Source organism: Methanoculleus sp. UBA430 (assembly GCF_002506585.1).
In the GTDB taxonomy this organism is placed as follows: domain Archaea; phylum Halobacteriota; class Methanomicrobia; order Methanomicrobiales; family Methanoculleaceae; genus Methanoculleus.
Map to the genome: position 1 here is coordinate 177,718 of NZ_DAXW01000016.1, position 25,318 is coordinate 203,035.

Below are 25,318 nucleotides of genomic sequence, written 5' to 3' on the forward strand. Positions count from 1 at the left end.
CCGTACTCACGAACCGTCGCAACCCGAAGACCTTCGGTCTTCTCCTGCTCCTGTCCTTCGGACAGTCGCATCCACGAACCACGCCACGATCGCATCCATATCCACGTGCTCCTCGAAGTGCCGGGCAAGTGCGTCATACGCGTCCGCGGCGCCGAGGGTGCCCCCGCTGGCATCCGCGACCGGCTCAAACGGCAGCCCCCGCCGCTCAGAGAGGTAGGCGAGGAGGGCGTTTGCTGCCGGAGGGTTCTGAAAGAGGCCGTGCATGTAGGTCCCGAAGACCAGGCCGTCGGGGGTCGCGGCCCCGTCGCCGGAGAACGCTGCCGGCAGTTCTCCCCGCTCCGTCTCGCCCATGTGGATCTCGTAACCCTCCACCTCTCCCATCGCAGAGAGGATGGGGCCCGGGCCGGTCGCCCGGCGCCGGACCTGGACCGTCGTCTTACGGTAGCCGGCAAAGGCCGTGACGACGTCAAGAAGCCCGAACCCCGGGTATTCGCCGGGTGTTCCCGACTCGACGCCGGAGTCGACGATCGTGCGGCCGAGCATCTGGTAGCCGCCGCAGATCCCGATGACCGGGACGCCCCGCTCGCGGGCGAGGCGGAGTTCCTCCCCCGTCCCTGCCCGCTGCAGCGTATCGAGGTCCTCGATGGTGTTCTTTGTTCCGGGGAGGATGATGCAGTCGTAGCCGGCGAGCGTTCGCCCCGGCAGGACGTAGTCGACCGAGGCGCAGCGTTCGAGGAGCTCGAAGTCGGTGAAGTTCGATAGCCGGGGGAGGCGGACGACGGCGATCCTGACCGGCCGAGCAGCCGTCCGCCGCCCTTTATCGGCGATCGAGAGCGAGTCCTCGCTCGGCAGCGGGATCTCCGCGTAAGGGACCACGCCGAGCACCGGGACCCCCGTGAGTTCCTCGAGTTTCTCGACGCCCGATGCAAAGAGCCCGGTATCCCCCCGGAACTTGTTGACGATGACCCCGGCGACGAGCGGCCGGATATCCTCCGGGAGGAGGGCGAGCGTCCCGTAGACCTGGGCAAAGACCCCGCCCCGTTCGATATCGGCGACCAGGACGATGGGAAGGCGGAGGTGGCGGGCGAGCCTGATATTGGCGATGTCGCGGTCGTAGAGGTTCACCTCCGCCGCTCCCCCGGCCCCTTCGACCACGATATGGCCGTAACGGCTCCGCAGCCGCTCGAACGCCGAGACGGCCTCGGCAAGAAGCGTATCGGTCTCCGCGTAGTAGTCCCGGATCTGCACATCCTTATATGGCCTGCCGAGCAGCACCACCTGCGAGGTCTGGTCCCCCTTCGGCTTCAAGAGGATCGGGTTCATATCGGCCGAGGGTTCGACTCCCGCGGCGAAGGCCTGGACCGCCTGGGCGATCCCGATCTCGCTCCCGTCGGCGGTGACGTAGGAGTTGAGGCTCATGTTCTGGGATTTGAACGGCGCAACCGGGATTCCGCGCCGGTAGAGCGCACGGCAGAGCGCCGCGACCGTCATGCTCTTCCCGACATGGGATGCAGTTCCGAGGACGATAAGAGACATTACCGACAGGAGCGTTGGGCTCGACGGATTATTAAGGGCGGGGGTTCATGACTGCAGTATGGACCTCTCCCCGCAAGGCCGCCGCCTCCTCGAGCGCCGCTACCTCCTCCCCGGCGAGACGCCGGACGGCCTCTTCACCCGGGTCGCCGGCGCCGTGGGGGGGCCTGAAAAGTCCCGCGAATTCTTCTCGCTCTTATCAGACCTTCTCTTCCTCCCGAACTCCCCGACCCTGATGAATGCCGGCACCGCGGGCGGGCAGCTCTCTGCCTGCTTCGTTCTCCCCGTGGAGGATACCCTCGAGGGGATCTTTCGGACCCTTGGCCATATGGCGCTCATCCACCGGTCCGGGGGAGGGACCGGGTTCTCGTTCTCCCTTCTCCGGCCGCGAGGAGACGCCGTCAACGGGACACCGGGGGCAGCGACCGGGCCGGTCTCGTTCATCCGGGTCTACGACGCCGCGACGGCGGCGGTCCGGCAGGGCGGGCGGCGGCGGGGGGCAAACATGGCCGTGCTCGCGGCCTCCCACCCCGACATCGAGGAGTTCGTGAACTGCAAGCAGGCGGGAGGACTTTCGAACTTCAACGTCTCGGTCGGGGTCGACGACCGGTTTCTCCGGTGCCTCGCGGCGGGGAAGGCGTACAACCTCACGAACCCCCGCGACGGCAGCGTATGGAGGAGCATCGACCCCGCGTCGCTCTGGCACCTCATCGCCGCCTCCGCCCATGCCTCCGGCGAACCCGGAGTGCTCTTCCTCGACGAGATCAACCGGCGGAGCACCACCCCCCACCTCGGCCCCATCGTGGCGACCAACCCCTGCGGCGAGCAGCCGCTCTACCCCTACGAGAGCTGCAACCTCGGCAGCGTCAACCTCGCCCGGTGCGTGAGAAAGGACGACCTCGACGAAGATCTGCTCGCGGCCACCGTCCGGTCCGGCATCGAGTTCCTCGATGCGGTCGTCGATGTGAACCGCTTTCCCCTCCCCGAAATCCGGGAGCGGACCCTCGCCACCCGCAAGATCGGCCTTGGCGTCATGGGATTTACCGAGGCGCTCATACGTCTCGGGATACCGTACGAGTCGGATGAGGCGCTCCGGTTCGCCGAAAGCCTGATGGCGGGGATCGCGGACGCGGCCCGGGGCCGGTCGGAGGAACTGGGCGAGGAGTTGGGATCGTTCCCGGCGATCGAGGGGTCGGTCTATACCGGGGATATGCGGAACGCCACCGTCACCACCATCGCCCCCACGGGTTCGCTCCACCTCATCGCCGGGACGACGAGCGGCATCGAGCCCGTCTTCTCGCTTGCATACAGCCGGACGATTGACGGGCAGCAGGTCGATATCGTGAGTGACCTCGTCCGGGAGTTCCTCCCCGAGACCGCCGGCGGGAGGGACGTCGCGGCGCACGTCCGCCGGTACGGGACAGTCGTTGGCCTTTCCCTCGATGAGCATACCCGGAACCTGTTCAAGACCGCCGTCGAGATCGCACCGGAGTGCCATGTCCGGATGCAGGCGGCGTTCCAGAAGCACACGGACAACGCGGTCTCAAAGACCGTGAACCTCCCGGAGGCAGCGACCATCGACGAGATCGCCCGGGTCTTCTCCCTCGCCCGGGACCTCGGCTGCAAAGGCATCACCGTCTACCGTCATCGGAGCCGGCCGGACCAGGTACTCTCTCTCGGGTGCGACGTCTGCCTGATTGACGCATGACATGCCAACTAATATATAACGAGAGCTGAAAGGTACATGCAATGAACGGTGGGATATGTCCGACCTGCGGACTGCCAAAGGAACTGTGTATCTGTGAAGAAGTCGCGAAGGAACAGCAGAGAATCAGCGTAAAGATCAACAAGCGCCGGTATGGGAAAGAAGTAACGGTCATCGAAGGTCTCGACCCCTACGATATCGACCTCGAAGACCTCTCCAAGTTCCTGAAAGCGAAGCTCGCCTGTGGCGGCACGGTCAAAGACTCCTCGATCGAGCTGCAGGGCAACCATCGCGAACGGGTGAAAAACCTGCTCGCTCAGAAAGGATACAACATGGATAATATCAGTTGATCCCGGGCAGTTCTCCGCGGAGAACCCGGGTTACTTCTTTTTTGCCTGATTGGGTGCGGTTGCATGAGAGGAGCGAATGCCGCACACTGCCTGGAAAGAGCATGCCGATGCCGGATGGGATGAACGACCGGCGGAGCGGCAGAGACTATAATCTGCTAAGACGGATACATTATCACGGGAAGTGGTTGATCTATGGTGATGAGATGTTCGTTTGCGCTCGATCCCTCCTTGATGGAGCAGATCGATCAATTTGCCAGGGATCAGGCGTTCGACCGGAACGAGGCGATCCTCGAACTGATCGAGGCCGGCCTTGCCTGCCGGCAGGACGGCGGGGCGGTGACGACACGGCAGCAGCGCTCGTTTGAAGAGTTGAACCGGCTCCTCAAGGAGCTCGAGGACGTCAAAGAGATCCTTACCGAACTCCGGAACGAGGTCCGGCTGGTCCACCATACGATAGAGACCGACTGGAGCAAGGAGGCGAGGGGTGTCCCGTTCCAGACAAAGCATCCCTGGGAGTTCTGGCGGAAGTGATCGGCTAACTGATAACGTTCGTAATGCTCCGGAACCCTTCGCCGGACAGGTCGTCGCAGACGACCGCCTCGACCGTTCCCATATCGACTCGTTCCGCGTCCCGGCACCTGCTGCAGTAGGCCCGTGCCGGTGACGGTACCTCCTTTCCTTTGACCACGACACGGGCGGAGTGGACACAGAATCCGCACCGGTCGATGGGGACAGCCTCGCCCGTTGTGCATTCCACCCGGCCCCGGACGACTTGAAGGCGCCGGGTCTCACTCATAGGTCTCGACCCGGTAACCTGCACGGCCGAGGATTCCGGCGACCTCGGCCCCCCAGGCGATATCGTCGTCTGTTGCAAGCGGTGCGACCGATTCCTCCCAGCAGCGGCGGAGGATGGCATCCTCGGTGACGAGGCTCCTTCTCCCCTTCACCTTCCCGGCCTCCCGTCCGTCGCCGGCAAAGATCCGCATGGCACAGCAGGTGTATGACCGGCAGATCAGGGGGCGGCTGCCGTGGACGGTGCAGACATACTTTCCCTCCTCCTCCGGGAGGCCCCGGAGGAACGGGCACCAGGACGGGTGTCTGCTGCTCTCGGCGGTATCCTTGAACGCGTCGAGGAACCGATCCTCGACCCGGGCACGGAAGTTGCCGCCGACGATCTTCTGCCGGCAGAGGAAGTCCCGGCTGGTGAGCCTCTTCTCGATCTCGATGAGTTCTCCGCCCGCGTGCATGCAGCATTTTCCGCAGAGGGTACATTCAAACGCCTTCATCGTCTCTGTAGACTCTCGGTCCAACAGGGAATAAAGGTTCGCGAACGGGAGGCTACACAGTCCATCCCCAAGGGTTAAATCAATACGCAGACAACGAAGTGTCATGAAGGTGTGCATAATGTGCGGAGGGGAGGGCACACGGCTCCGCCCCCTTACGTTCGGGCGTCCGAAGCCCTGTATTCCGATCGTCAACAAACCCTCGATCCAGCACCTGGTCTCACACCTCGCGAACCTCGGGTTCAACGATGTGGTCATCACACTCGGCTACATGAGCGAAGCCATCGAGGCAGCCCTCGGCGACGGGTCGCTCTTCGGGGTCAACGTCACCTACGTCCACGAGAAGACGAAACTCGGGACGGCGGGGAGCGTCAAGAACGCCCAGAAATATCTCGAAGAGCAACCGTTCCTGGTCGTCGGGGGCGACCACGTCGTGGGGCTGAACCTGCTCGAGTTCTACCGCGAGCATCTCGCAAACGACTCGATCACGACGATCGGCCTCATCAGCATCGACGACCCCACCGAGTACGGGATCGCCGAGATCGACGCGAACTACCAGATCAAGAGGTTCAAGGAGAAGCCGAGCCCCGGCGAGATCTTCTCGAACCTCGCGAGCACCGGTATGTACGTCTGCGACCCGGAGATCTTTGACCACATTCCCTCCGGCGAGAAGTTCGACTTCGCCCGCAACCTCTTCCCCGAGCTGATGGAGAAGGGCTACCCCCTGAAGGCCTGGCTTGCCCGGGGCAACTGGTCCGATGTGGGGAGCCCCCGGTCGCTCCGTGAGGCGGAGCGGTGGAAACTGCAGGATATCGGGTTCACCAACATCTCCGGCGACCTCTACATTAAGGGCGCCCGGATCCTCGGCCCGGCGCAGATAGGAAGCTGCGTCTCAGTCGCGGCGAACTCCCGCGTGATCGGGCCGGTCTCGATCGGGGCCGGGACGATCATCGAGGAGAATGTCGTCATCGGGCCGTATACGAGCATCGGGGAGGGGTGCATCATCAAGAGCGGCGCGAAGATCTTCTCGTCGTCCATCTACAACCGGGTCGTGGTCGGGAACGAGAGCACCGTCAGCGGGAGCATCATCGACAACGACACGTTCATCGGCAGGGGGTGCAACGTCGAGCACGACACGGTCATCGGGCCGCACGCGGTGCTGAAAGGCAACGTGGTCGTCCACTCCGGGACCCGGCTCTGGCCGGAGGTGATCATCCCGGAGGGGACGGTCGTGAAGGAGCATGTTCTAAACGAGAGTTACGACACGAGAACCGAGGGGTCGTAGAGTCCGGGCATCTTTTTTCGGCGAGTGGGACGCCGGCACCCCAACATCTTCTATCCGGGTGGCAACCGGGGCCTTCGTCATCGGCGAAGCTCCTCCTGAAGCACCCGGAGGCGGTCGGGACCCAGAGACCCGGGACTGCTCCCGGCGGGAAAAAGGGTTATTCACCCGTGCCTGACAAGCCGGTGCGTCAGCGCGACGAGGGGGTGGCGGGCGTAATCGAGCACCTTGATGTCGTCGAGCGTATTGAGGTTCAGGGTCTTTGCAGTCCGCTCCATCCCGAGCTCGATGTTCTCCCTGACCTCGATGATATAGGCGTCGAGATTCGTGATTCCGAGCCGTTTTGCCGCGATCGCCCGGTGGTGGCCGTCGACCAGGATCCAGCGGCCCGGCCGGCGCACCACGATCAGGGGTTCGGCGAGCCCTTTCTTGATCTCGTACATCCTCCCCTCCAGTTCGTCCTCGTAGATCTTGGACTGGGTGGGGAGGAGTTCGTTGATCGGGACCGAGCCCCGCCTCAGCGTCGGTTCCACCCCGTAGAGTTTCTTCAGGGTCTCGATGAACTTGAAGACCTTATCCGGCGAGACGTGTTCGATCTGGGACCGGATGACGTCGGCGTTCGACATGATCCCGATGAGTTCGTTCTTATCGTTGACGACCGGCAGTTTCTGGATACCGGAACGAAAGATGACGCGGGCTGCATCGTTCACGCTCATATCCGGGTCGGCGACGATGAGGTGGCGGGACATCACCTGCTCGACGGGCGTCGCGGGATGGGCAAAGAGGAGGTCCCGTGCCGAGATGTAGCCTACCACCTCTTTTGAGTCCTCCACAACCGGAAACCCGTCGTGGTGCGTCCGCTTTATGGTTTCAATGACGTCCCGGACCGTTCCCTGGGCGTTGACGGTGACGACATCGTAGGTCATATAGTCCTTGACCTTTTTTCTATCCATCATGATAGTGTCACGCTGGCTCGTGATGAATTGTTCGGTAGAATGGAAAAAAGGTTATTCGATGGGAATTGCGGTCCCGGTCTCGGTCGGCGCTTTCTTCAACCGGACCTCGAGAACGCCGTTCTTGAACGAGGCAACTGAGTTCTCCTGGGTCACCTCGGCGGGAAGCAGTACCGTCCGGCTCATCTGCCCGTAGACACGCTCCCGCATGAAGAAGTCCCGGGTATCTTCCTCCGTCTCATCCGTCCGCATGCTTACGATCTCCAGGTGCTGAGGGTCGATGAGCCGGACGGCGACGTTCTCCTTCTCGACGCCGGGGAGATCGGCAACAACGATCACCTCGTCCTCGTGGTCCCGGACATCTACGCGGAGATCACGGACTACCGGGACGATCCGGCCCCTGACCTCTTCTCCCCGCGCGCCGATCCCCCCGAGCATGGATTGGAACCTGCTTTCCATCTCGGCCATAAGGTCATCAAAGTCCTGCCATATCGTGCGATACGGTCCACGTTCGATTCTTGCCATTGTAATCGCTCCTTTTCCTGAGATTGCCCGGGCGACCTGGCCTCCCTGGCTAACCTAAAGGTAGTGGTTTATTTATTTAAATAAATCTCATGGGGCAATTCATCCCGTACAGAACAATACCATTTTATTTCAACAAAAGTCGATTATACCGTGATGAAAAAGACACAGCAGAAGAACTCAAAGGACGAGACCAAGCCCTGGATGAAATGGGCCTATGTGGGGGTCGCCCTGCTGGTTGCGGTGGCAATGGTGGGTTCCTACCTCGCCCCGATCTTCGGGAGCAGCCAGAAGGCTCAGGCAGGGGATGTGGCACGGGTCGGCTACACCATCCGTGACGGGGACGGGCGCCCTCTCGTCACGACCGACCAGGCTCTCCTCGAAAGCGAATACCAGAAGGGGAACCTGGTCTTCCTGACCCCCAGCCTGGAGATGCTCGTCGGCGGACAGGTCCCGGGTGAGAATGTCGCCCCTGTTCCTATCCTGTACCCCGAGACCAATGGGACCGTAGGCTTCGGCCTGCTGGGGTTTGAGACCAACACCATCGCCGCAGGACTCGTCGGGATGCAGGTCGGCGAGACGAAGGCCATCCGTTTCGCTTACGGGTCGGAAGACCTCGACATCAATTTGAGCAAGGAGGAGGCAGACGAGATCGACCTCAACGTTACGGAGATGGGAGTGGGGGATCTCTTCCTGCGTGAATTCATGATAACGGATGGTATCCCCGTCGGCAATGAGACCAATGCGACCCCAACACTTCGTTTCTGGGAAGTCGCCGGCAAGACAGACGACTCGCTGCTCGTCACGTGCCGCTACGGCAGCGCCGAGATCACGCTCAATGGTATAACCGGGTGACCCCACCCACTATTTTTTATAGTCTCCCCACTTTCTGCCATATATGGCGGTGAACGTGATAACCTTCTACCAGGAAGGGTGTATGGGGTGCGAGGAGCAGACCCCGATCCTTCACGAGACGAAGAACGCTCTCGGGATCGAGATCGAGGAGATCGATGCCGTGAAGAACCCCCGGTACATCAAGGAGTACAACCTCCGGGTGACCCCTACAACCCTCGTGATCGAGGATGGCGAGGTCAGGGAGCGGATGGAGGGGCTCGTCCACCGTGAAGACCTCGAGGCCGCGATCCGGCGGCACCTGCCCTGACTCCCTCTCCTGGCAAGGGGCCGGACCCGGCCCGGCCCTTCACGAGGCATATCGCCGGACACCGGATGCGATCCCGTTCGCGGCCACTCCTGCCGGGCGGTCACCGCCCCTGGTAGCGTCCCTCGAGGTAACCGTAGATCCGCTTAATCCTGCGGGCTACCGTCTTCCAGCCTTCTTTCCTGAGGACCGGACCGTCGCGGAGTTTGATGTGCGATATTCTGATCCGCCGCCCGCCGAAGGTGTAGGGCTCCCCGACGACGAACTCCTCTTCTCCCTCTGCGGTCTGGTAGAGCGGGAGGGTCGTGCGCCCGGTATGGATTGATGCCCTCACCACGACCTGCTCGATCCCCCGGGTCCAGAGGGTCGTCACCTCCTCGGCCGCCGCCCGGCGGACTCTCTTCGCACCGGCCTCGATGCCGGTGACCTCGACCCCGAAGACCTCGTCTCCGCACTCCGCGGCGATATGGTCCCCGAGGCTCACGACCTCGTTTGCAAGCATCTCCACGCTGCAGACCTGTGACTCCGTCTCAAGGCTCACGATCGCCCTGATGGTGAGGACACGGGGTTCGGGGGGCTTTGGAATCCGGTGGACCTGGCCGCACTCACTGCACTGCACCACCAGTTCGACGGCTTCCCGGAGAACCTGGTGTTCACGCTCCTCTTTACAGACGGGGCAGACGATACTAATCATTCATTAGCAATAGAAGCCCTCTCCTAATTAAGCATGAAGGCGAGGGATATCGTGCGGGCACGGGGGCACCCACTGGTCCGGGGGGCCCACCCGACGACGTTTGAAGTGACAAAAGACGAGACGCTGACCGCGACCGGCGACTGCATCATCGGTGTCGCTGCCGACAAGGGTGCCGCCGACCTCGATCCGGGTCTGAAAGCGCTGCTCCGCGACGACCGGGCGGTGCTCACGACCCGTCTCATGGCCGGCGGCGAGACCGTTGAGGTCCGATCGCGAGGGAGCGCGGCGTTGACCCTGGACCATCCCGCAGACCTCGTCTGGCGCCGGAGCGACTTCGTCTCGGACCGGACCGTGGGCATTCGCTCCGATCGCGTCGCGGCCACCCTCCCCCGTGAGTTCATCGAGGCGCTCCGGCGGGGCGAGGAGCTGGTGGTCGAGCTCGAGGCGGAGGTCTTAGAGAACGACGCTCCTGTGAGCGGAGTTTGAGCCCCGTCAGGTGGCGATTGACGACGCTCCTGTGAGCGGAGTTTGAGCCCCGTCAGGTGCGAGGCAGGAGTTCGCGGATCGTAACGAGTTCTGCGGCAAAGATGGTTATTACCACCCACGTTTTCTCGTCTATCATGATGCAATGCGGATTGTTTGACATCATCTCGAATTTTGAGGATTCAAATCGCGGCCGGCTTCTCCCGGGCTTTTTGTCGATTCTGACCGGGCAGCCGTCGCTCCCGCAGGGCCGACGCTTCCCCTGTCGCCCTTCGCGAAGTTCGCGACAATCACTTCCCCACCTTTGCCGCTTCGCGTATGTACCCCGGGTTGGGATAGGTTTATGCGTTCACGGGGCGGGGGAATGGTTGAGACATGCAACCGTTCGCCCCGGCGCTCGAAGACCTCCTCGAACTCCTGGAGGATCTCGATCGCCGCCTCCGTTCTCTTCAGGCGGGTGTAGGGCCGGCTCCTGCGGGAGACCTGCTTCTGCAGAAGTCGGACCTTGCCGAGATCAACGATCTTGTCGATGCACTGATCGCCGGCATCCGGAGCATCGATGCCGGGTGTCGACGATACCGGGACCGCTTCCTCCACCTCCCGGTCGGGTGCCTCTGCACCGGGTCAGAAGGCATCATTCTGGAGGCAAACCGGGCGGCGGCCGCTCTCTTCGGCCTTACTCCTGATCGCCTGCAGGGGGGACGCCTGCAGGCGTATCTCCACCCCGGCTGTATCCCGGTCTTCCGGTCGGTGGTTGAAGCGCTCACGCGGGGCGAAGAGCTCCCGGTGCAGGAGTTGCTGTTTGCTAGATCCGACGGCAGCACCTTCCCCGCTGCCGTGGCGGCTTCGGCCGTGCGCGACCCTGGTGCCGTGGCGGCCGAGTTCCTCTGGGTCGTCACTACATCCGGGAGGAAGAGGGTTGAAGAGGCCCTCCGGGAGAGCGAAGAGCGCTACCGTGAGCTGACCGAAAACATCAGCGATGCCTTCCTCGCCCTGGACCACGACGCCCGGGTTGTCTCATGGAACCGGGCGGCGTCTCTCCTCTCGGGCCGCCCCGCGGAGGAGGTCATCGGAAAGAGCATCTACGATCTCTTCCCGGAACTCCGGACCGAGGATGTTACCGGGTTCCTCGGGGAGGTCATGGAGGCCGGCAGGGCCGGCGTGAGCGAATACCGGCTCCCTCTCCGTGGGATGGAGCACACCTTTGAGGTGCGCGCCATCCCCACCTGCGAGGGTGTCTCCATCTATCTCAGGGACATCTCGGACCGCCGGAGAGCTGAGCAGGCTCTCCGGAGGAGCGAGGAGGAGTACCGGGCGGTCGTGGAGAGCCAGACCGAGCTGATCTACCGCTGGCTCCCCGACGGTATCATCACCTTCGCGAACGACGCCTACTGCCGCTTCATCGGCATCCCGTGTGGGAACCTGCTCGGGCGGCGGTATGCCCCCACCGTCCCGGCCGAAGACCAGGCCAGAATCCGGCAGACCCATGCGTCCCTCACCCCCGATCACCCCGCCACCACGGTCGAGCATCGGGTGGTCATGCCGGACGGCAGGGTCCGGTGGCAGCAGTGGACTGATACGGCGTTCTTCGATGAAGAGGGCTCCATCGTCGAGTATCAGTCGGTAGGGCGGGACATCACCGATGCGCGGATGGCGAGCGAGGCGCTCCTCCTCGCGAACAAGAAACTTAACCTGCTCTCGGACGTGACCCGCCACGACATCTTGAACCTGCTCAACGTGATCTCGGGGTACCTCGGCCTCTCCCGTGAGCTGACGGACGACCCGGAACTGCAGGGGTATTACCGGAAAGAGGAGGAGGCCATCCAGGGTATCCAGCGCTACATGGCTTTCACCCGGGACTACCGGGATATCGGTGCGGCCGCTCCCATCTGGCAGAACGTATCGCGGATCGCCCGTGAGGCGATGACGGGGCTCGATATGGACGAGGTTGCCGTCGAGATGCAGACCGGCGATCTCGACGTGTATGCCGATCCCCTCATCATCCGGGTCTTTGCAAACCTCATCGATAACTCGCTCCGGCACGGTAAGGACGTTACCCGGATACACATCTTCTCGGAGGAGTCTGACCGGGGGATCAGCATCACCTACGAAGACGATGGTATCGGTATCCCTCACGCTGAAAAAGAGAGGATATTCAAGCGTGGTTTGGGGCGGCAGACCGGGTTCGGGCTCTTCCTCGCCCGGGAGATTCTGGCAATCACGGACCTCTCCATACGCGAGACCGGCGAGCCCGGAAAAGGTGCGCGGTTCGAGATAAGCGTCCCGCCGGGGTTCTACAGGTTCAGCGGTCGCGGCCGAGCTCCGTGAGTTTCATCTCGGCCGCGCCGAGGAGGTCTTCGCACTGCTTCACCAGGAGCGCGCCCCGCTCGTAGATGGCGATGCTCTCCTCCAGGTTCGTATCGCCGTCTTCCAGTCTTCGGACAATCTTTCGGAGTTCCTCAAGCATCTCTTCAAAGGTCTCTGTCATACGTTATCTCCTCCACGACGGCCCGGCACCGCCCGTCCTTCATCCTCAGCACCACATGGTCGCCCGGTCCGAGGTCTCCGGCACTCCTTGCGATCTTCCCCTCCGACTCGACGATGCAGTAGCCCCGGTCCAGGACGGCAAGCGGGTTTCTCCCCACCAGGTCCGCACGGGCCTCGGCAAGTGCGAACCGTTCCCGCTGTACCCGGGCGAGAGCCGCCCGGCGGAGCAGTTCCTCGTGATCGGCGAGGTGCTGCATCCGCTCATGGAGCCGGCGGACGAGCCGCCGGGGGTGCATGCGCTCCCGCAGGTCTTCGACCTCGCTTCGTGCGGCGCAGAGGTGATGGAGGAGGAGCGCTCCCATCCTCTCCTCATACCCGCAGAGTTCCCGGAGCACCTCGCGGCGTTCGGGCACAGCCCGTTCCGCCGCTGCCGACGGCGTCGGGGTCCGGAGGTCCGCGGCGAAGTCGCAGAGGGCGGTATCCACCTCGTGCCCGACGGCGCTGATCACCGGCGTCGCACATCCGGCAACGGCCCGCACAACGTCCGGGTGGTTGAAAGGGAAGAGGTCCTCGAAACTCCCTCCCCCACGCCCGACGATGATCACGTCCACGAGTCCGTCGACCCGACGGATCGCTTCCGCGATCTCGGTGTGCGCCCCTTCGCCCTGGACGGTCGTCGGGGAGAGGATCACCTCGGTCGGATACCGGCGGGATATGACCGAGAGGATATCCTTCAATGCCGCGCCGGTCGGGGAGGTGACCACGCCGATCCGGTGCGGGAAGGCGGGCAGGGGCCGTTTCCGTTCGGGAGCAAAGAGTCCCTCGGCGTCGAGTTCCTGCTTCCAGCGCTCGACCATGAGGTGGCGCTCACCCGCGCCCGCCGGGAGCATCTCCCGGACGATCAACTGGTACCTGCCGTGAGGCTCGTAGACCTCCACGGACCCCCAGGCGAGGACGTCCATGCCGTCTCTCGGCGTAAAGCGGAGCCCGGATGCGGAGGTGCGCCACATGACGCAGTTGATCACCGCAGTGTTCCTCCCGCTCCGTTCCGAGAGCGAGAAGTAGCGGTGGCCGGAGGCATGGTTCTTGTAGTTGGTCACCTCCCCCCGCACCCAGATCTGGTGCAGGTGGGTGTCGTCGAGGAGGTCGCAGATGAGCCTCGAGACCTCCGAGACCCCGAGGATCAGGGTGCCGAATCGATCCGGACTTGTGGAAGGACCGCTCAACATCATCAAAATCTATTAGGCCGATGGTTTATATCAACTAGTGTTATGGGTCGTTTCGCCGTCTCGACAATGTTCTTCCACGAGTACCCGTGCGGCTACATCTTTGACTACATCGCCGAGTCCGGGCTCGACAGTCTCGAGTTCTGGGTCGAGACGCCGCACTTCTGGCTTCGTGATCGCCCGGAAGACGAACTCGTAGGGTGCATCGCCGATCACCCGGGTCTCTCGCCGATCACCGTCCACGCCCCGACGCTGGACCTGAACCCCTGCTCTATCAATCCGAGGGTAGCCGAGATATCGGTCGAGTACACCCTCGAGGCCGTCCGGATGGCGGACCGGATGGGCGCCGCCGTGGTCACCGTCCATCCCGGCCGGCGGACGGCGAAACGGCACCCGAGCGCCTACGACTACCGGCGGTTCGACGACTACATCGCCCAGCTCCGTGAGGTCGCAGGGGAGACGCAGGTGAAGGTCGCGATCGAGAACCTGGAGCCCCGGGTCAACGCTATGCTCTATACGCCGGAGGATATGGCCGAGGTGCTCGAACGGGAACCCTGGCTCTGGTTCACGCTCGATATGGGACACGCCATGATGACGTCCTCTCGCGAGGTGGACCGATTTATCGACCTCTGTATGGAGCGGATGGTGAACGTCCATGTCAGTGCACTCGGCGAGAACGGGCGGCCCCACCACCCCGTCCACGACGATCCGGGAGCGTTGCGCGTGCTTACGGAACTTGCCGACCGGGGCTACGGCGGATACCTCACCCTGGAACTCGAAGACATGGTCTTCCCGGGGACTCTCTCGTCCGAAGAGAAGGTCGTGCTCTTGATGCAGGAATCGGAGGCATTACAAGGGATATTTTCCTGAAGCGCTGGGTTTATAACTTCTGCCCGCATTATAATTGATGTATCCGAAACATAACCGGATATCAGATGCTGCCGCTGGATGCGGCGTGGAGTAAATGGCAATCGTAGACCTTGCAACTATAGAGATCATACTACTTTTCATCAGTCTGTTTCTCTCGGGCTTCTTCTCCAGTTCGGAAGTCGCCCTTATATCGATAACCCGGGCAAAAGTACACGCACTCTTAAACCAGGGTCGGAAGGGAGCGAAAGCGCTCGATGCGCTGAAGCGGTCGACCGATAGGATAGAGCTCACCACCCTGATCGGGAATACCGTTGCGAACGTCGCCGTAGCGGTGCTCGCGACTGCGATCGCCATCGGCACATACGGCAACGCCGGTATTGTCATGGCGTTCGGCGTCACGGTGCTCCTGATCCTGATGTTCGGCGAGATCGGGCCGAAGATGTACGCATCCCGGCACACCGAGGACCTCGCCCTCCGTGTCGCCCGGCCCATCCTCTACCTCTCGACGGTGCTCTACCCGGTGCTCTGGGTCTCGGATCGGATCAAGCAGCAGTTTGCCTTCAGGCCCGGCGTGGCCGAGCCGGTCGTCACCGAAGAGGAGATCAAGGAGTGGATCGACGTCGGTGAGGAGGAGGGGACGATCGAGGAGGAGGAGCGGGATATGCTCTACTCCGTGCTGCGCTTCGGCGATACGACGGTTCGCGAGGTGATGACGCCGCGTGTCGACGTCGTTATGATCGAGGATACGAGTTCGCTCGAGAACGCCCTCTCCGTCTTCAACGAGACGGGTTTTTCCCGGATTCCGGTCTACCATGAGCGAATCGACAACGTCATCGGGCTCCTGAACATCAAGGATCTCTTTGCGGCGGTCTTCCGCCAGCAGACGAGCGCGACGATCAGGGATCTGATGTACGAACCTTACTTTGTCCCCGAGAGCAAGAAGATCGACGAGCTTTTAAAGGAACTTCAGGTAAAGAAGCAGCACATGGCGGTCGTCCTCGATGAGTACGGGTCGTTTGCCGGGATCGTCACGGTCGAGGATATGCTCGAAGAACTGGTCGGTGAGATCATGGACGAGTTCGACGAGGAGGAGCCTGAGGTGCAGCGGATCGAAGAAGGCGTCTACGTGGTCGACGCGCGGGCGTGGGTGGAACACCTCAACGAGGACCTGGATCTCAACCTCCCGGTGATGGATTCGTACGAGAGCATCGGCGGTCTTGTTATCGACCGGTTGGGACATATTCCACGCCGCGGTGAGGTGGTCAAGATCGAGGAGAGCAACATCACGCTGGTGGTGATGCAGATGCGGGGTCGAAGAATTGTCAAAGTAAAGATGATCATCACGCCGGCGGAAGCAAGGTAAGAGCCGGGGAGTTTGAGACGTATGGATCCAGAAAGACCTGTTCACAAAAAACGGATTGCAGTGCTCGCCTCCGGCAGGGGGTCGAATTTTCAGGCAGTCATCGACGCCATCGCGGCCGGGGAGATCCCGGCGGTCTGCGTCGGCCTCATCACCGACAACCCCGGATCTCACGCGATCGAGCGGGCGAAAGCCGCCGGTATCCCGGCGGTAATCGTCGAGTATGCGCGCTTCCCGTCGAAGGCCGCCTACGAGGAGGCACTCCTTGCTGCGATGCGGGGCTGCCGCGCGGACCTCTTTGTCCTCGCCGGCTACATGCGGATCCTCGGGAGCGGAATTGTCCACGCGTTCTCGGGCCGGATGATGAACATCCATCCGGCCCTGCTCCCGGCGTTTGCCGGGCTGCATGCGCAGCGGCAGGCGATCGAGTACGGGGTGAAGGTCGCGGGCTGCACCGTCCACCTCGTCGACGAGGGGACCGACACCGGCCCCATCGTCATCCAGCGGTGCGTCCCGGTCCTCCCGGACGACGATGAATCTGCGCTCGCCGACCGGATCCTCGTCGAGGAGCACAAAGCCCTCCCGCTCGCCGTGAAACTCTTCTGTGAGGATCGCCTGGAGGTTGCTGGTCGGCGGGTGTGGGTCCGCTGAATCCGGGCATCAAACCCTTATATATCCTCGCGCCTCCAACCTCAAAAGCCACCACTCGATAGAACGGATCGCACCATGGCAGATGTTACACGAAAATCCGGCTCCCGAAGACTTGCCCGCGAGAGGATCGCTATCCTCTTTACGCGGGCTGCAGAGTTCTACCCGGAAAACCCCGCCTGGAGCAACCGGTGCGTGGAACTGGCCCGAAAGATCGGGATGCGCCACCGGGTGCGGATAGAACGGCCGCTGAAACGCCGGTTCTGCCGTCGGTGCAGTGCCTACCTGGTCCCGGGATCGAACGCCCGGGTCAGGATCCACCGGGGCCGCGTGATCGTCACCTGCCTTACCTGCGGACACCGATCACGGTATCCGGTCGGGAGGCCTCAAGTATGAGCAGAGAATCGTTTCAGGATCTCAAGCCCACCATATGGGTGGGAAAGCGTGGTATTACGAATGTCATGATCGACGAGATCCGGCGCCAGTTAAAAGATCGCAAGACTGTCAAGGTCAGGTGGCTCCGGAACACCGAAGTCGATCCTGAGGAGATAGCAGCATCGGCCGGTGCGGTTCTCCTCGAAGTCCGGGGGCGGACACTCGTTCTCGCGGAGCGGCGGAGTCGCTCCACCGGACGGGATTCTCGAAATATATAAAACATCCCCGGACGAATATGTAAAGACTGTTAGCGATAGTGAGGTTCATCTATGACGACTGTATACGACATCCCTGCCGATATCTTCATCCGGCAGGTGGCAGAAGAACTCAAGAAAAACCCGCAGATTCAGCCCCCCGATTGGGCCGCTTTTGCGAAGACGGGGGTACACAAAGAGATGCCTCCCGAGAACGAAGACTGGTGGTATGTGCGTACGGCGTCGGTTTTCCGGCGTGTCTACACCGACGGGCCGGTTGGGACCCAGAGAATGCGCTCGATCTACGGCGGCAAGCGTAACCGGGGCCCGGCCCCATCGCAGTTCCGGCGGGGAAGCGGTTCGGTCATCAGAAAGATTCTTCAGCAGCTTGAAGCGGCCGGATTCGTCTCCCACGGGAGTGCAGGACGTACAGTCACCGCAGCAGGCAGATCGTTCCTCGACAACGCCGCAAACGGTCTGAAGGCCCAGGTTGTCGAGGGTTCGCCGGGCCTTGCGAAGTACTGATCCCCGGAGGTATGACTGATGGTAGATGACGAACTCGCGGAACTCCGCCGCCGGAAGATGCAGCAGATGCAACGGCAGGCGATGGATCAGCAGACGATGGAAGACGAGGCGGAACGCCAGCGGCAGCTCGACTCACAGATCCGTGTCGCACTCATGGAGATCCTTGAACCTGAAGCGAGGGAGAGGCTGAATACCATCAAGTTGACCCGGCCGGAGTTTGCAAAAGCGGTCGAGCAGCAACTGGTGATGCTGGCCCAGAGCGGCAGAGTCCGGCAACGGATCACTGACGATCAGTTAAAAGGCCTGCTTGCCCAGTTGACCCCATCTAAGAAAGAGTTCAGGATCACGCGGAAGTAATGAAAGCAGGTGTGCTCTTCTCGGGAGGAAAAGACAGCGCGCTCGCGGCGCTCATGCTTGCGCGCGACTACGGCGTGGAACTGAATACCTGTGTATTCGATCCCGACCGTGACGTCCCCGCGGTGCGGGCGGCAGCGGCCGCTCTCTCCCTCCCTTTCAAGAGAAGGGTGCTCGGGCAAGACCTCCTCGAGGAGGCTGTCGACCTGCTTCTCTCGTGCGGTTACCCGAACGATGCGATAACGATGATTCACCGGAGAGCGGTCGAGACCCTCCTCGCTGAGTATTCGGTGGTCGCCGACGGCACCCGCCGGGAAGACCGGGTCCCCCGGCTCGAGCGGTCCGAGGTGCAGCACCTGGAGATGACCACCGGCTGCTCCTACGTTCGGCCGCTCCTTGGCTACGGAAAACCCGAGGTCGAACGCCTCGCAGGAAGACTGCTCGTGGTACGATACGGGGAGACCGGAAGCATCGGGAACGGTGACTACGAAGAGGAGCTCCGTTGCGCGGTTCGCGCCCGTGGTATCGATCCGGCGTTGTTCTTCCCCTCCGGCCACCTGCAGTCGCTGGTGGTCGGCAAGAGGGAGACCTGAAGTATGCGAGAGTGAGAGTTATGAGCAAGTTGATGAAAGGCCGGAAGATCCGGCTGGCAAAGGCATGCGAGCAGAACCGCCGCGTGCCGGCATGGGTGATGATCAGGACCAACCGTGCAGTTGCGTCGCATCCGAAGCGGCGCAACTGGAGACGGAGTTCCCTGAAGGTGTAAGGTTATGGCAGAGGCATTGAAAGAACATATCTATATCATCCCGCTCCGCGATGTGAAGCGCGCGCCCCGGTGGAAGAGGGGCAACACCGCTGTCAAGGATATCCGGGCGTTCCTCGAACGACACATGAAGAGCGAGGATGTCAAGCTGGATAAGAGCATCAACGAGAAGGTCTGGGAGAACGGCAGTTCTAAGCCCCCGAGAAAGATTCGCGTCCGTGCGATGAAGTTCGAGGACGGGCAGGTCCAGGCCGAGCTCGCCGAGGAGTGAAATGACAGGGACGATCGATCTAACCGGCGATCCGAACATCGGTATCTACACCCGCGTCTTTGAAGACATAGCGGTTGTGTACCCCGGGGCTCCCCGGGAGTTCACCGAGGCCCTCGAACGAGAACTCGAGGTCGAGATCGTGAACACCCTCATCCAGGGAAGCAACATCATCGGCTCGCTCGTTGCGGGAAACAGCCAGGGCCTGGTCGTCAGTGATCTTGCCACCGCTGAGGAAGTGGCGGCCCTCGAGGAGTACCGTGAGGTATTCCTGCTTGGAGGGTCTATGAACGCGGCGGGCAACGTGATTCTCGCCAACGACTATGTTGCCGCCGTCCATCCCGATATGGAGATCGATGTCGCCGAAGAGATCGGGTCGTTCCTCTCTGTGCCGATAGTCCGGCTCTCGCTTGGAGGCATCAAAACCGTCGGCATGGCCGGGTATGCGACGAACAAGGGTCTCCTCGTCCACCCGAGAGCCAATGATACGGAGATTGCCGCCCTTGAACGGGTCGTCGACCTTCCTATCGGCCTCGGTTCGGTCAACATGGGGAGCGGCCTCGTGGGCACCGGGCTCCTTGCCAACAGCAAGGGGTACATCGCGGGTTCCGCTACGAGCGGGTTTGAACTGGGACGAATTGAAGAAGTCTTTGGATTTTTGGAGTGAGTTATGGAGAACCAGACGTTTGAAGTTGTGGGTGCGTGTAAGATCAACAACGAGTGGAAACCGTACCGAAAGGTCATCGGGGCCCCGAACGAGAATCAGGCTAAAGAAAGGATTCTCACTGATATCGGGAGCAAACACCGCCTGAAGAGAAGTTATATCACCATCGAGTCGGTTAACGTAGTAGCTGGTGAATGACGTGGACCAGGCAGATCCTCGGGAGATACAGACCCTCCAGATGTACTTAAACGAGTACGGGCAGCAGATAGAGATCCTGACGCAACAACTCGGGATGATCGAGCAGCAGCGCCTTGAGGCTGCCGCCGCCACCGAGACCCTCCGGGCTATCCCGGAGAGCAAGGACGGTATTGTTCTTCTCCCTGTCGGAGGCGGGGCGCTTCTCCGGGTGAAGGTGCTCGATGCCGGGCACGTCCTGGTGAACATTGGGGCCGATGTCTCTGTCGAGCGGGCCACTGCGGATGCGGTGGAGTATCTCGAGGATCGGATGACTGAACTTGAGGCGCTGGGGAAGAAAGTCGCAGGTTCGGTCGAGCAGTTGCAGGGGCAGGCAACGGAGATCTCCCGGCGCCTCGAGGCGGCCTACCGGGGGACCCGGCAGGCGCAGGCAGGCCAGGGCGGAAGTTGATAATGTTTGATTCCTTAAAGAAAAAACTTCAGAATATCAGGACCAAATTCACCTCGAATATCGAGGAGGCTGCCGGAACCGAACCAGGGACGCCGGTTGCTGAAGAATTTGAGGACGTTCTGGCTGCAGAGCCCGTCTCCGAGCCCTCCCCCCCTGTCCCGTACGAACCCCCGGTCTCCGAGGAAGCAACCCCGGAGGAGCGGGAGAAACCTACGTTTTTCAACAGGTTAAAGGTCCTTGTCCGGGAGCGGGAGGTCCTTCTCCAGGAGAAGGATGTCGAGGAGCCACTCTTCGAACTTGAGATGGTCCTGCTCGAGAACGACGTCGCGCTCCCGGTCACGGACGAGATCATCGCCCGTATGAGGAGCGACCTCGTGGGCCAGCACCGGAAGATCGGCTCCTCGGTCGATGACCTGGTCACCTCCACCCTGCGCTCTGCGCTCTGCGGGGTGCTCGGCGAGGGCCTCGACCTCTCGCGCTACATCCGGGAGCATGAGCGGCCCGTGAAGATCCTCTTCACCGGCGTGAACGGGACCGGGAAGACGACGACGGTCGCGAAGGTCGGCCATTACCTCCAGAAAAACGGCTTTACGGTCGTGATCGGCGCAGGAGACACCTTCCGTGCGGGGGCGATCGAGCAGATAAGGACTCATGCCGACCGTCTCGGGATCAAGACGATCCAGCACCAGGCGGGCGCAGATCCTTCGGCGGTCCTCTTCGACGCTGTCCAGTACGCAAAGGCGCACGATATCGATGTCGTCCTCGCCGATACGGCCGGCCGGTTCCACAACCGGGCGAACCTCATGAACCAGCTCGAGAAGATACGGCGGGTCATGAAGCCCGACCTCGTCGTCTACGTCGACGAGGCGGTTGCAGGGAACGACGCGGTCATCCGGGCCGACGAGTTCAACAAGGCGGTCGGCACCGATGCGGTCGTCCTGACGAAGGCGGACATGGATCCGAAGGGGGGTGCGGCCATATCGGTTGCGCACACCGTCGGAAAACCGATCCTCTTCCTCGGGACCGGCCAGGGCTACGACGACATCATGCCGTTCTCGCCCCGCGTCATAGTCGACGAACTCCTGGGGGATGAGGCCTGATGCTCGATAACCTCGGCACGTCGTTAAAAGACGCGGTCAAGAAACTCGCCGGCAAGACGGTGATCGACCGGGCCGCCGTCGACGAACTGGTCCGTGACCTCCAGCGGGCACTCCTCCAGGCCGACGTCAACGTCAAGCTCGTGATGCAGCTCTCGCAGGCGATCAAGCAGCGTGCCCTCGAGGAGGAACCCCCGAAAGGGATGGGCGTCCGCGAGCACGTCCTCCGGATCGTCTACCAGGAACTCGTCCGGCTAATGGGGAAACCGGGCGAAGTGGCGCTCGGCCCCCAGACGATCCTGATGGCGGGGCTGCAGGGGAGCGGCAAGACCACGACGACCGCGAAGCTCGCCCGCTACTTCCAGCGCAAAGGCCTGCGGGTCGGCGTGATCTGCGCCGATACCTTCCGGCCGGGCGCCTACGAGCAGTTGAAGACGCTCTGCGACCGGATCAGCGTCCCCTGTTATGGAGATCCGAACGAGAAGGACGCCCTCAAGATCGTCCGCGAGGGCCTCCCGAAGTTCCGCAAGCACTACGAGGTCATCATCATCGACACTCAAGGAAGGCACGCCCTTGAGGAGAACCTGATCGAGGAGATCGTCAACATCAACGAGATCTCGCACGCCGACCACCGGTGGCTCGTCATCGACGCGGCGCTCGGCCAGCAGGCAAGCGAGCAGGCGCGCCGGTTCCATGCGGCGATCGGGATCGACGGCGTCCTCGTGACGAAGATGGACGGCACCGCACGGGGCGGCGGCGCGCTCTCGGCGGTCTCGGAGACCCAGAGCGGGATCGTCTTCATCGGGAGCGGCGAGACGATCGAGGATCTCGAACGGTTCGACCCGGACGGGTTCATCTCCCGGCTGCTCGGTATGGGGGACTTAAAAGCCCTCGTCGAGCGGGCGGAGGAGGCGGTCTCGGCCGAGGATATCGACGTCAACGCCATGCTCAAGGGGAAGTTCACGCTCCGGGACATGTACAAGCAGCTTGAGGCCCTGAATAAGATGGGGCCCCTGAAGCAGATCATGAGCATGCTCCCCCTGGGCGGGATGCAGATACCGGACGACGCTTACGACATCACCAGCACCAAGATGCAGCGCTACAAGGTGATCATGGACTCGATGACGCCTTCGGAGCTTGACGACCCCTCGATGATCGGGAGCTCCCGGGTCCAGCGGATCGCCCGCGGCGCCGGGGTGACGCTCGACGACGTCCGTGACCTCATCAAGTACTACAAGATCATGCAGCGCGCCTTGAAGGGTATGCGCGGCATGGGCGGCGGCAAGTTCAACATGCAGCGCATGATGAAGAAGTTCGGCAGGACCCAGTAGATGAAGCGGTTTGCCGTCGTTGGCCACCTCGCCGCAACGAGCGGCGCATTCAGCCTCAACGATCTACCGGGCAGCGGCGGGAGGATGGACGTCCTCTGCCGCTCTGTCAACTCCTCGTTCTTTCTCTCCCACGATCTCCGGCGCGACGTCGAGTGCTACCTCATCCTCTGCGGGGAGCCCGGGCCCGAGAAGACCATTCTCTTCCGCGGCGGCGAGGTCCGTTACCTCTCGCCGGACGAGCGGAGCAGCGCCGCACTGATCAAGAAGGCGCTCTCGATCCCCTGCGGGGACGAGTTCCGGGAGTCGACACCCGGGGTTTACATCCGCCGCGGCGGGCTCTCCCGGCTCCTTGCCGAGATCCCGTTTGCGGTCCTCGATGAGGCGGGAGAGGATATCCGGACGGCCCCGGCGCTCCCGGAGAACTATCTCCTCTCCGACCACCACAACTTCACGCCGGAGGAGGAGGCCCTGGTCGAGGGGTATCCGCGCTACTCGGTAGGACCGCGGTCGCTGCACGCCGATCATACTATCACCGTCCTCTTAAACGAGATGGACCGGAGGGAATCCGGATGGATATCATTGAAGCGGTAGAAGCAATTCTTGAGTATGGCGAGACCTGCGATCACTGTCTCGGGCGGTTCTTCGGTAAGCGGTCGTTTTCGCTGACGAATGAAGAACGCGGTCGGGCGCTGCGGATCACACGCGAACTTGCGATCAACGAGCCCCACCGGGAACCTGATCACAGGTCCTGCTGGATCTGCGGCGGCGAGTTCTACCATGTCGATGCATGGGCGGCAAAGGTCGTGGAAGCGGTGCAGGATCTAGAGTTCGCGACGTTCCTCGTCGGGACGAGGGTGCCACCGCTTGTGGCCGAGAGCGAGGAGATGGTCTGGAGCGACCTCGGCCTCCGCGATCCCGAGCCGCTGAAGGCCGAGATGAACCGCGAGGTGGGCAAAGCCGTCTCGGCGCTGACGGGCAAGACGGCCGACCTCAAACGTCCCGACATCGTCGTGATCCTGGACCTTGCGGAAGAGACCGTCGAGGTGCAGGTCAACCCGGTCTACTTCACCGGCCGCTACCTGAAGTACGAGCGGGGGATCCCGCAGACCCACTGGGACTGCCGGGCCTGCCGGGGGGCCGGGTGCGAGAAATGCAACTTCACCGGCAAGCAGTACGCGGACTCGGTTGAAGAGCTGATCGGCCGGCCGGTGATCGAGGCCTTCGACGCCGAGAACGCCGTCCTGCACGGTGCCGGCCGGGAAGATATCGACGCCCGGATGCTCGGATCGGGCCGCCCCTTCGTGATGGAGGTTGAGGCCCCGAAGAAGCGGTCGGTGGATCTTGCGGCGCTCCAAGAGGAGATCAACCGGAGCGCCGACGGCAGAGTGGCGGTCCACCTGACCGGATGGGCTGATCGGAAGATGGTGCAAAGCCTTAAGTCCGACAAGGCGCATAAAAAATACAGGATCCTGGTCGAGATCGATGGCCCTGTAGCGTCAGATGAGTTCAGGGCGGCTCTCGATCAGTTAAAAGGTGTAACGATACGGCAGCGCACCCCTACACGGGTGTCACACCGACGGGCAGATTTAGTTCGGGAACGGCAGGTCCTCGATATCGGATGTACGGGCAGGCAAGACGACGGGTACTGGGTCGAAGTCGTCGGTGAAGCGGGCCTCTACATCAAAGAACTGATATCGGGGGACGGCGGCAGAACCCAGCCCAGCCTTGCCCAGATCCTGGGGCACACCGCAAGTGTTGTCAGCCTCGATGTGGTGCTGGTCAAAACAGCGAATGAGTATGGTGAGTAAGCAATGGCACATCACAATGGACCACGCAAGAAGACGCGGTATAAGTTCAAGAAAGACCTCAGAAAGCGCGGTATCCCCCCGGTCACCTCGGTGATTCAGAACTTCGAGATCGGGCAGCGGGTGCATGTTGTGGTCGAACCGAGTGTCCAGAAGGGCATGCCCCACCGGAGATTCCACGGGAAGACCGGCACGGTCATCGGACAGCGCGGACGCGCATGGGTGCTCGAGGTCAGGGATGGAGATACGATAAAACAGGTGATTGCGAGACCGCAACATCTAAAAGCGCAGAAAGTATAAACCTCAACAGTGGTGATTGGCATGAAGGTAAAACGAATCGTGAGCGAAGAGCGGATGCTGCTTCCCGAACTGCGTGATACCCTCCTCTCTGTGGAGGCAGCCCGGCTCGAGTCCGGAGAAGAGATGTCCTACGAACTTCGGAAGAGCATCGAGCATGCCAATCATCTTTTCAAAACACCGGCCGAGAAGGCCCGCGACCTCGTCGACGAGCTCATGAAGCTCGAGAAGATGAAGGACGATATTGCCTACCGCATCGCGAACCTGATGCCGCGAACCCGGGACGAACTCCGCGCAATCTACGCAAAGGAACGGTTCAACCTCACGGCGGATGAACTGGACGAGATCCTCGATCTGGTAATGACTCACTTCTGAACCGCTGGA

General features: G+C 62.1%; 35 protein-coding genes. 27 read left to right on the forward strand and 8 right to left on the reverse strand.

Annotation, left to right across the window (positions count from 1 at the left end; all coding sequences use genetic code 11):
- Positions 1-6 precede the first annotated feature (6 nt).
- Positions 7-1,536 (reverse strand): cobyric acid synthase, encoded by a 1,530-nt coding sequence (locus BRA49_RS12630; RefSeq protein WP_292386476.1) that lies wholly within the window; start codon positions 1,534-1,536, stop codon positions 7-9.
- Positions 1,537-1,594: 58 nt separating this feature from the next.
- Between BRA49_RS12630 and BRA49_RS12635 the strand changes: the two genes are divergently transcribed.
- From BRA49_RS12635 to BRA49_RS12645, 3 genes are all read left to right on the forward strand, one after another.
- Positions 1,595-3,241 carry an adenosylcobalamin-dependent ribonucleoside-diphosphate reductase gene (locus BRA49_RS12635; protein WP_292386477.1) on the forward strand — a complete coding sequence of 549 codons (1,647 nt, stop codon included), beginning with the start codon at positions 1,595-1,597 and terminating at the stop codon, positions 3,239-3,241.
- A gap of 41 nt (positions 3,242-3,282) precedes the next feature.
- Positions 3,283-3,588 (forward strand): stress response translation initiation inhibitor YciH, encoded by a 306-nt coding sequence (gene yciH / locus BRA49_RS12640; RefSeq protein WP_292386478.1) that lies wholly within the window; start codon positions 3,283-3,285, stop codon positions 3,586-3,588.
- A gap of 192 nt (positions 3,589-3,780) precedes the next feature.
- Positions 3,781-4,119, forward strand: a complete 339-nt coding sequence (locus BRA49_RS12645) for a type II secretion system protein E (protein WP_292386479.1) — start codon at positions 3,781-3,783, stop codon at positions 4,117-4,119.
- Between the two features lie 4 nt (positions 4,120-4,123).
- Here the strand turns inward: BRA49_RS12645 and BRA49_RS12650 are convergent, their stop codons facing one another.
- A complete protein-coding gene (locus BRA49_RS12650) occupies positions 4,124-4,384 on the reverse strand; it encodes a hypothetical protein (protein ID WP_292386480.1) in 261 nt (86 codons plus the stop codon).
- On the reverse strand, positions 4,377-4,835 hold the full coding sequence (locus BRA49_RS12655; protein ID WP_349680911.1) for a YkgJ family cysteine cluster protein: 459 nt from the start codon (positions 4,833-4,835) through the stop codon (positions 4,377-4,379). The genes BRA49_RS12650 and BRA49_RS12655 overlap by 8 nt, the downstream gene beginning before the upstream one ends.
- A 142-nt stretch (positions 4,836-4,977) precedes the next feature.
- On the opposite strand from BRA49_RS12655, the gene BRA49_RS12660 reads away from it, so the two are divergent.
- On the forward strand, positions 4,978-6,156 hold the full coding sequence (locus tag BRA49_RS12660) for an NDP-sugar synthase (protein ID WP_292386483.1): 1,179 nt from the start codon (positions 4,978-4,980) through the stop codon (positions 6,154-6,156).
- 161 nt (positions 6,157-6,317) lie between these two features.
- Here the strand turns inward: BRA49_RS12660 and BRA49_RS12665 are convergent, their stop codons facing one another.
- Together BRA49_RS12665 and BRA49_RS12670 are read right to left on the reverse strand one after the other, a co-directional pair.
- Entirely contained in the window at positions 6,318-7,106 is a 789-nt protein-coding gene (locus BRA49_RS12665) for a CBS domain-containing ParB/RepB/Spo0J family partition protein (RefSeq protein WP_292386662.1), read from the reverse strand.
- A gap of 54 nt (positions 7,107-7,160) precedes the next feature.
- Positions 7,161-7,631 carry an Hsp20/alpha crystallin family protein gene (locus BRA49_RS12670; protein ID WP_292386484.1) on the reverse strand — a complete coding sequence of 157 codons (471 nt, stop codon included), beginning with the start codon at positions 7,629-7,631 and terminating at the stop codon, positions 7,161-7,163.
- A 153-nt stretch (positions 7,632-7,784) separates the two neighbouring features.
- On the opposite strand from BRA49_RS12670, the gene BRA49_RS12675 reads away from it, so the two are divergent.
- On the forward strand, positions 7,785-8,483 hold the full coding sequence (locus tag BRA49_RS12675) for a hypothetical protein (RefSeq protein ID WP_292386485.1): 699 nt from the start codon (positions 7,785-7,787) through the stop codon (positions 8,481-8,483).
- A gap of 43 nt (positions 8,484-8,526) precedes the next feature.
- On the forward strand, positions 8,527-8,790 hold the full coding sequence (locus tag BRA49_RS12680) for a thioredoxin family protein (RefSeq protein ID WP_292386486.1): 264 nt from the start codon (positions 8,527-8,529) through the stop codon (positions 8,788-8,790).
- 100 nt (positions 8,791-8,890) lie between these two features.
- On the opposite strand, the gene BRA49_RS12685 is transcribed toward BRA49_RS12680, so the two are convergent.
- On the reverse strand, positions 8,891-9,481 hold the full coding sequence (locus BRA49_RS12685) for an HVO_0476 family zinc finger protein (RefSeq protein ID WP_292386487.1): 591 nt from the start codon (positions 9,479-9,481) through the stop codon (positions 8,891-8,893).
- Positions 9,482-9,514: 33 nt separating this feature from the next.
- Here BRA49_RS12685 and BRA49_RS12690 point away from each other — a divergent pair, with 33 nt between their 5' ends.
- The gene (locus BRA49_RS12690; RefSeq protein ID WP_292386488.1) at positions 9,515-9,967 is read left to right on the forward strand and encodes a DUF371 domain-containing protein; all 453 of its coding nucleotides are present in this window, start codon (positions 9,515-9,517) and stop codon (positions 9,965-9,967) included.
- A 372-nt stretch (positions 9,968-10,339) separates the two neighbouring features.
- Positions 10,340-12,292, forward strand: coding sequence for a PAS domain S-box protein (locus BRA49_RS12695; protein ID WP_292386489.1), 1,953 nt, complete (start codon positions 10,340-10,342; stop codon positions 12,290-12,292).
- Here the strand turns inward: BRA49_RS12695 and xseB are convergent.
- Together xseB and xseA are read right to left on the reverse strand one after the other, a co-directional pair.
- A complete protein-coding gene (xseB, locus tag BRA49_RS12700; protein WP_292386490.1) occupies positions 12,267-12,452 on the reverse strand; it encodes an exodeoxyribonuclease VII small subunit in 186 nt (61 codons plus the stop codon). The genes BRA49_RS12695 and xseB overlap by 26 nt on opposite strands.
- Positions 12,436-13,683, reverse strand: a complete 1,248-nt coding sequence (gene xseA, locus BRA49_RS12705) for an exodeoxyribonuclease VII large subunit (RefSeq protein ID WP_348532006.1) — start codon at positions 13,681-13,683, stop codon at positions 12,436-12,438. The genes xseB and xseA overlap by 17 nt, the downstream gene beginning before the upstream one ends.
- Positions 13,684-13,722: 39 nt before the next feature.
- Between xseA and BRA49_RS12710 the strand changes: the two genes are divergently transcribed.
- From BRA49_RS12710 to BRA49_RS12800, 19 genes are all read left to right on the forward strand, one after another.
- The gene (locus BRA49_RS12710; RefSeq protein ID WP_292386491.1) at positions 13,723-14,547 is read left to right on the forward strand and encodes a sugar phosphate isomerase/epimerase family protein; all 825 of its coding nucleotides are present in this window, start codon (positions 13,723-13,725) and stop codon (positions 14,545-14,547) included.
- Between the two features lie 94 nt (positions 14,548-14,641).
- On the forward strand, positions 14,642-15,910 hold the full coding sequence (locus BRA49_RS12715; RefSeq protein ID WP_292386492.1) for a hemolysin family protein: 1,269 nt from the start codon (positions 14,642-14,644) through the stop codon (positions 15,908-15,910).
- A 21-nt stretch (positions 15,911-15,931) separates the two neighbouring features.
- The gene (gene purN / locus BRA49_RS12720) at positions 15,932-16,558 is read left to right on the forward strand and encodes a phosphoribosylglycinamide formyltransferase (protein WP_292386493.1); all 627 of its coding nucleotides are present in this window, start codon (positions 15,932-15,934) and stop codon (positions 16,556-16,558) included.
- Between the two features lie 75 nt (positions 16,559-16,633).
- A complete protein-coding gene (locus BRA49_RS12725; RefSeq protein ID WP_292386494.1) occupies positions 16,634-16,951 on the forward strand; it encodes a ribonuclease P protein component 4 in 318 nt (105 codons plus the stop codon).
- The gene (locus BRA49_RS12730) at positions 16,948-17,208 is read left to right on the forward strand and encodes a YhbY family RNA-binding protein (protein ID WP_292386495.1); all 261 of its coding nucleotides are present in this window, start codon (positions 16,948-16,950) and stop codon (positions 17,206-17,208) included. Before BRA49_RS12725 ends, BRA49_RS12730 begins: the two co-directional genes overlap by 4 nt.
- A 51-nt stretch (positions 17,209-17,259) precedes the next feature.
- Positions 17,260-17,709 (forward strand): 30S ribosomal protein S19e, encoded by a 450-nt coding sequence (locus tag BRA49_RS12735; protein WP_292386496.1) that lies wholly within the window; start codon positions 17,260-17,262, stop codon positions 17,707-17,709.
- Positions 17,710-17,727: 18 nt separating this feature from the next.
- Positions 17,728-18,066, forward strand: a complete 339-nt coding sequence (locus tag BRA49_RS12740) for a DNA-binding protein (RefSeq protein WP_292386497.1) — start codon at positions 17,728-17,730, stop codon at positions 18,064-18,066.
- Positions 18,066-18,656: a DUF7411 family protein gene (locus tag BRA49_RS12745; RefSeq protein ID WP_292386498.1), complete on the forward strand. Its 591-nt coding sequence runs from the start codon at positions 18,066-18,068 to the stop codon at positions 18,654-18,656. Before BRA49_RS12740 ends, BRA49_RS12745 begins: the two co-directional genes overlap by 1 nt.
- Before the next feature lie 20 nt (positions 18,657-18,676).
- Complete coding sequence (locus tag BRA49_RS12750) at positions 18,677-18,829, forward strand: 50S ribosomal protein L39e (RefSeq protein ID WP_214019632.1); 153 nt, start codon at positions 18,677-18,679, stop codon at positions 18,827-18,829.
- Between the two features lie 4 nt (positions 18,830-18,833).
- Positions 18,834-19,097 (forward strand): 50S ribosomal protein L31e, encoded by a 264-nt coding sequence (locus BRA49_RS12755; RefSeq protein ID WP_292386499.1) that lies wholly within the window; start codon positions 18,834-18,836, stop codon positions 19,095-19,097.
- 1 nt (position 19,098) lies between these two features.
- Positions 19,099-19,761, forward strand: coding sequence for a translation initiation factor IF-6 (locus BRA49_RS12760; protein WP_292386500.1), 663 nt, complete (start codon positions 19,099-19,101; stop codon positions 19,759-19,761).
- A gap of 3 nt (positions 19,762-19,764) precedes the next feature.
- Entirely contained in the window at positions 19,765-19,956 is a 192-nt protein-coding gene (gene rpl18a / locus BRA49_RS12765; protein WP_292386501.1) for a 50S ribosomal protein L18Ae, read from the forward strand.
- Position 19,957: 1 nt separating this feature from the next.
- Positions 19,958-20,404 (forward strand): prefoldin subunit alpha, encoded by a 447-nt coding sequence (gene pfdA, locus BRA49_RS12770; protein ID WP_292386502.1) that lies wholly within the window; start codon positions 19,958-19,960, stop codon positions 20,402-20,404.
- A gap of 2 nt (positions 20,405-20,406) precedes the next feature.
- A complete protein-coding gene (ftsY, locus tag BRA49_RS12775; protein WP_292386503.1) occupies positions 20,407-21,504 on the forward strand; it encodes a signal recognition particle-docking protein FtsY in 1,098 nt (365 codons plus the stop codon).
- Positions 21,504-22,832, forward strand: coding sequence for a signal recognition particle protein Srp54 (locus BRA49_RS12780; RefSeq protein WP_292386504.1), 1,329 nt, complete (start codon positions 21,504-21,506; stop codon positions 22,830-22,832). The genes ftsY and BRA49_RS12780 overlap by 1 nt, the downstream gene beginning before the upstream one ends.
- Positions 22,833-23,423 carry a tRNA (pseudouridine(54)-N(1))-methyltransferase TrmY gene (gene trmY, locus BRA49_RS12785; RefSeq protein ID WP_292386505.1) on the forward strand — a complete coding sequence of 197 codons (591 nt, stop codon included), beginning with the start codon at positions 22,833-22,835 and terminating at the stop codon, positions 23,421-23,423. It abuts the gene before it with no gap.
- A complete protein-coding gene (locus BRA49_RS12790; protein WP_292386507.1) occupies positions 23,402-24,640 on the forward strand; it encodes a tRNA pseudouridine(54/55) synthase Pus10 in 1,239 nt (412 codons plus the stop codon). Before trmY ends, BRA49_RS12790 begins: the two co-directional genes overlap by 22 nt.
- Positions 24,641-24,643: 3 nt before the next feature.
- Positions 24,644-24,937: a 50S ribosomal protein L21e gene (locus tag BRA49_RS12795; RefSeq protein ID WP_292386508.1), complete on the forward strand. Its 294-nt coding sequence runs from the start codon at positions 24,644-24,646 to the stop codon at positions 24,935-24,937.
- Positions 24,938-24,958: 21 nt separating this feature from the next.
- On the forward strand, positions 24,959-25,309 hold the full coding sequence (locus tag BRA49_RS12800) for an RNA polymerase Rpb4 family protein (protein WP_292386509.1): 351 nt from the start codon (positions 24,959-24,961) through the stop codon (positions 25,307-25,309).
- Positions 25,310-25,318 lie beyond the last annotated feature (9 nt).

Bases quoted from the DNA above. Each gene is read 5' to 3' on its own strand.
- BRA49_RS12630 (WP_292386476.1), bottom strand. From the start codon at position 1,536: ATGTCTCTTATCGTCCTCGGAACTGCATCCCATGTCGGGAAGAGCATG.
- BRA49_RS12635 (WP_292386477.1), top strand. From the start codon at position 1,595: ATGGACCTCTCCCCGCAAGGCCGCCGCCTCCTCGAGCGCCGCTACCTC.
- yciH (WP_292386478.1), top strand. From the start codon at position 3,283: ATGAACGGTGGGATATGTCCGACCTGCGGACTGCCAAAGGAACTGTGT.
- BRA49_RS12645 (WP_292386479.1), top strand. From the start codon at position 3,781: ATGGTGATGAGATGTTCGTTTGCGCTCGATCCCTCCTTGATGGAGCAG.
- BRA49_RS12650 (WP_292386480.1), bottom strand. From the start codon at position 4,384: ATGAGTGAGACCCGGCGCCTTCAAGTCGTCCGGGGCCGGGTGGAATGC.
- BRA49_RS12655 (WP_349680911.1), bottom strand. From the start codon at position 4,835: ATGCACGCGGGCGGAGAACTCATCGAGATCGAGAAGAGGCTCACCAGC.
- BRA49_RS12660 (WP_292386483.1), top strand. From the start codon at position 4,978: ATGAAGGTGTGCATAATGTGCGGAGGGGAGGGCACACGGCTCCGCCCC.
- BRA49_RS12665 (WP_292386662.1), bottom strand. From the start codon at position 7,106: ATGGATAGAAAAAAGGTCAAGGACTATATGACCTACGATGTCGTCACC.
- BRA49_RS12670 (WP_292386484.1), bottom strand. From the start codon at position 7,631: ATGGCAAGAATCGAACGTGGACCGTATCGCACGATATGGCAGGACTTT.
- BRA49_RS12675 (WP_292386485.1), top strand. From the start codon at position 7,785: ATGAAAAAGACACAGCAGAAGAACTCAAAGGACGAGACCAAGCCCTGG.
- BRA49_RS12680 (WP_292386486.1), top strand. From the start codon at position 8,527: ATGGCGGTGAACGTGATAACCTTCTACCAGGAAGGGTGTATGGGGTGC.
- BRA49_RS12685 (WP_292386487.1), bottom strand. From the start codon at position 9,481: ATGATTAGTATCGTCTGCCCCGTCTGTAAAGAGGAGCGTGAACACCAG.
- BRA49_RS12690 (WP_292386488.1), top strand. From the start codon at position 9,515: ATGAAGGCGAGGGATATCGTGCGGGCACGGGGGCACCCACTGGTCCGG.
- BRA49_RS12695 (WP_292386489.1), top strand. From the start codon at position 10,340: ATGCAACCGTTCGCCCCGGCGCTCGAAGACCTCCTCGAACTCCTGGAG.
- xseB (WP_292386490.1), bottom strand. From the start codon at position 12,452: ATGACAGAGACCTTTGAAGAGATGCTTGAGGAACTCCGAAAGATTGTC.
- xseA (WP_348532006.1), bottom strand. From the start codon at position 13,683: ATGATGTTGAGCGGTCCTTCCACAAGTCCGGATCGATTCGGCACCCTG.
- BRA49_RS12710 (WP_292386491.1), top strand. From the start codon at position 13,723: ATGGGTCGTTTCGCCGTCTCGACAATGTTCTTCCACGAGTACCCGTGC.
- BRA49_RS12715 (WP_292386492.1), top strand. From the start codon at position 14,642: ATGGCAATCGTAGACCTTGCAACTATAGAGATCATACTACTTTTCATC.
- purN (WP_292386493.1), top strand. From the start codon at position 15,932: ATGGATCCAGAAAGACCTGTTCACAAAAAACGGATTGCAGTGCTCGCC.
- BRA49_RS12725 (WP_292386494.1), top strand. From the start codon at position 16,634: ATGGCAGATGTTACACGAAAATCCGGCTCCCGAAGACTTGCCCGCGAG.
- BRA49_RS12730 (WP_292386495.1), top strand. From the start codon at position 16,948: ATGAGCAGAGAATCGTTTCAGGATCTCAAGCCCACCATATGGGTGGGA.
- BRA49_RS12735 (WP_292386496.1), top strand. From the start codon at position 17,260: ATGACGACTGTATACGACATCCCTGCCGATATCTTCATCCGGCAGGTG.
- BRA49_RS12740 (WP_292386497.1), top strand. From the start codon at position 17,728: ATGGTAGATGACGAACTCGCGGAACTCCGCCGCCGGAAGATGCAGCAG.
- BRA49_RS12745 (WP_292386498.1), top strand. From the start codon at position 18,066: ATGAAAGCAGGTGTGCTCTTCTCGGGAGGAAAAGACAGCGCGCTCGCG.
- BRA49_RS12750 (WP_214019632.1), top strand. From the start codon at position 18,677: ATGAGCAAGTTGATGAAAGGCCGGAAGATCCGGCTGGCAAAGGCATGC.
- BRA49_RS12755 (WP_292386499.1), top strand. From the start codon at position 18,834: ATGGCAGAGGCATTGAAAGAACATATCTATATCATCCCGCTCCGCGAT.
- BRA49_RS12760 (WP_292386500.1), top strand. From the start codon at position 19,099: ATGACAGGGACGATCGATCTAACCGGCGATCCGAACATCGGTATCTAC.
- rpl18a (WP_292386501.1), top strand. From the start codon at position 19,765: ATGGAGAACCAGACGTTTGAAGTTGTGGGTGCGTGTAAGATCAACAAC.
- ftsY (WP_292386503.1), top strand. From the start codon at position 20,407: ATGTTTGATTCCTTAAAGAAAAAACTTCAGAATATCAGGACCAAATTC.
- BRA49_RS12780 (WP_292386504.1), top strand. From the start codon at position 21,504: ATGCTCGATAACCTCGGCACGTCGTTAAAAGACGCGGTCAAGAAACTC.
- trmY (WP_292386505.1), top strand. From the start codon at position 22,833: ATGAAGCGGTTTGCCGTCGTTGGCCACCTCGCCGCAACGAGCGGCGCA.
- BRA49_RS12790 (WP_292386507.1), top strand. From the start codon at position 23,402: ATGGATATCATTGAAGCGGTAGAAGCAATTCTTGAGTATGGCGAGACC.
- BRA49_RS12795 (WP_292386508.1), top strand. From the start codon at position 24,644: ATGGCACATCACAATGGACCACGCAAGAAGACGCGGTATAAGTTCAAG.
- BRA49_RS12800 (WP_292386509.1), top strand. From the start codon at position 24,959: ATGAAGGTAAAACGAATCGTGAGCGAAGAGCGGATGCTGCTTCCCGAA.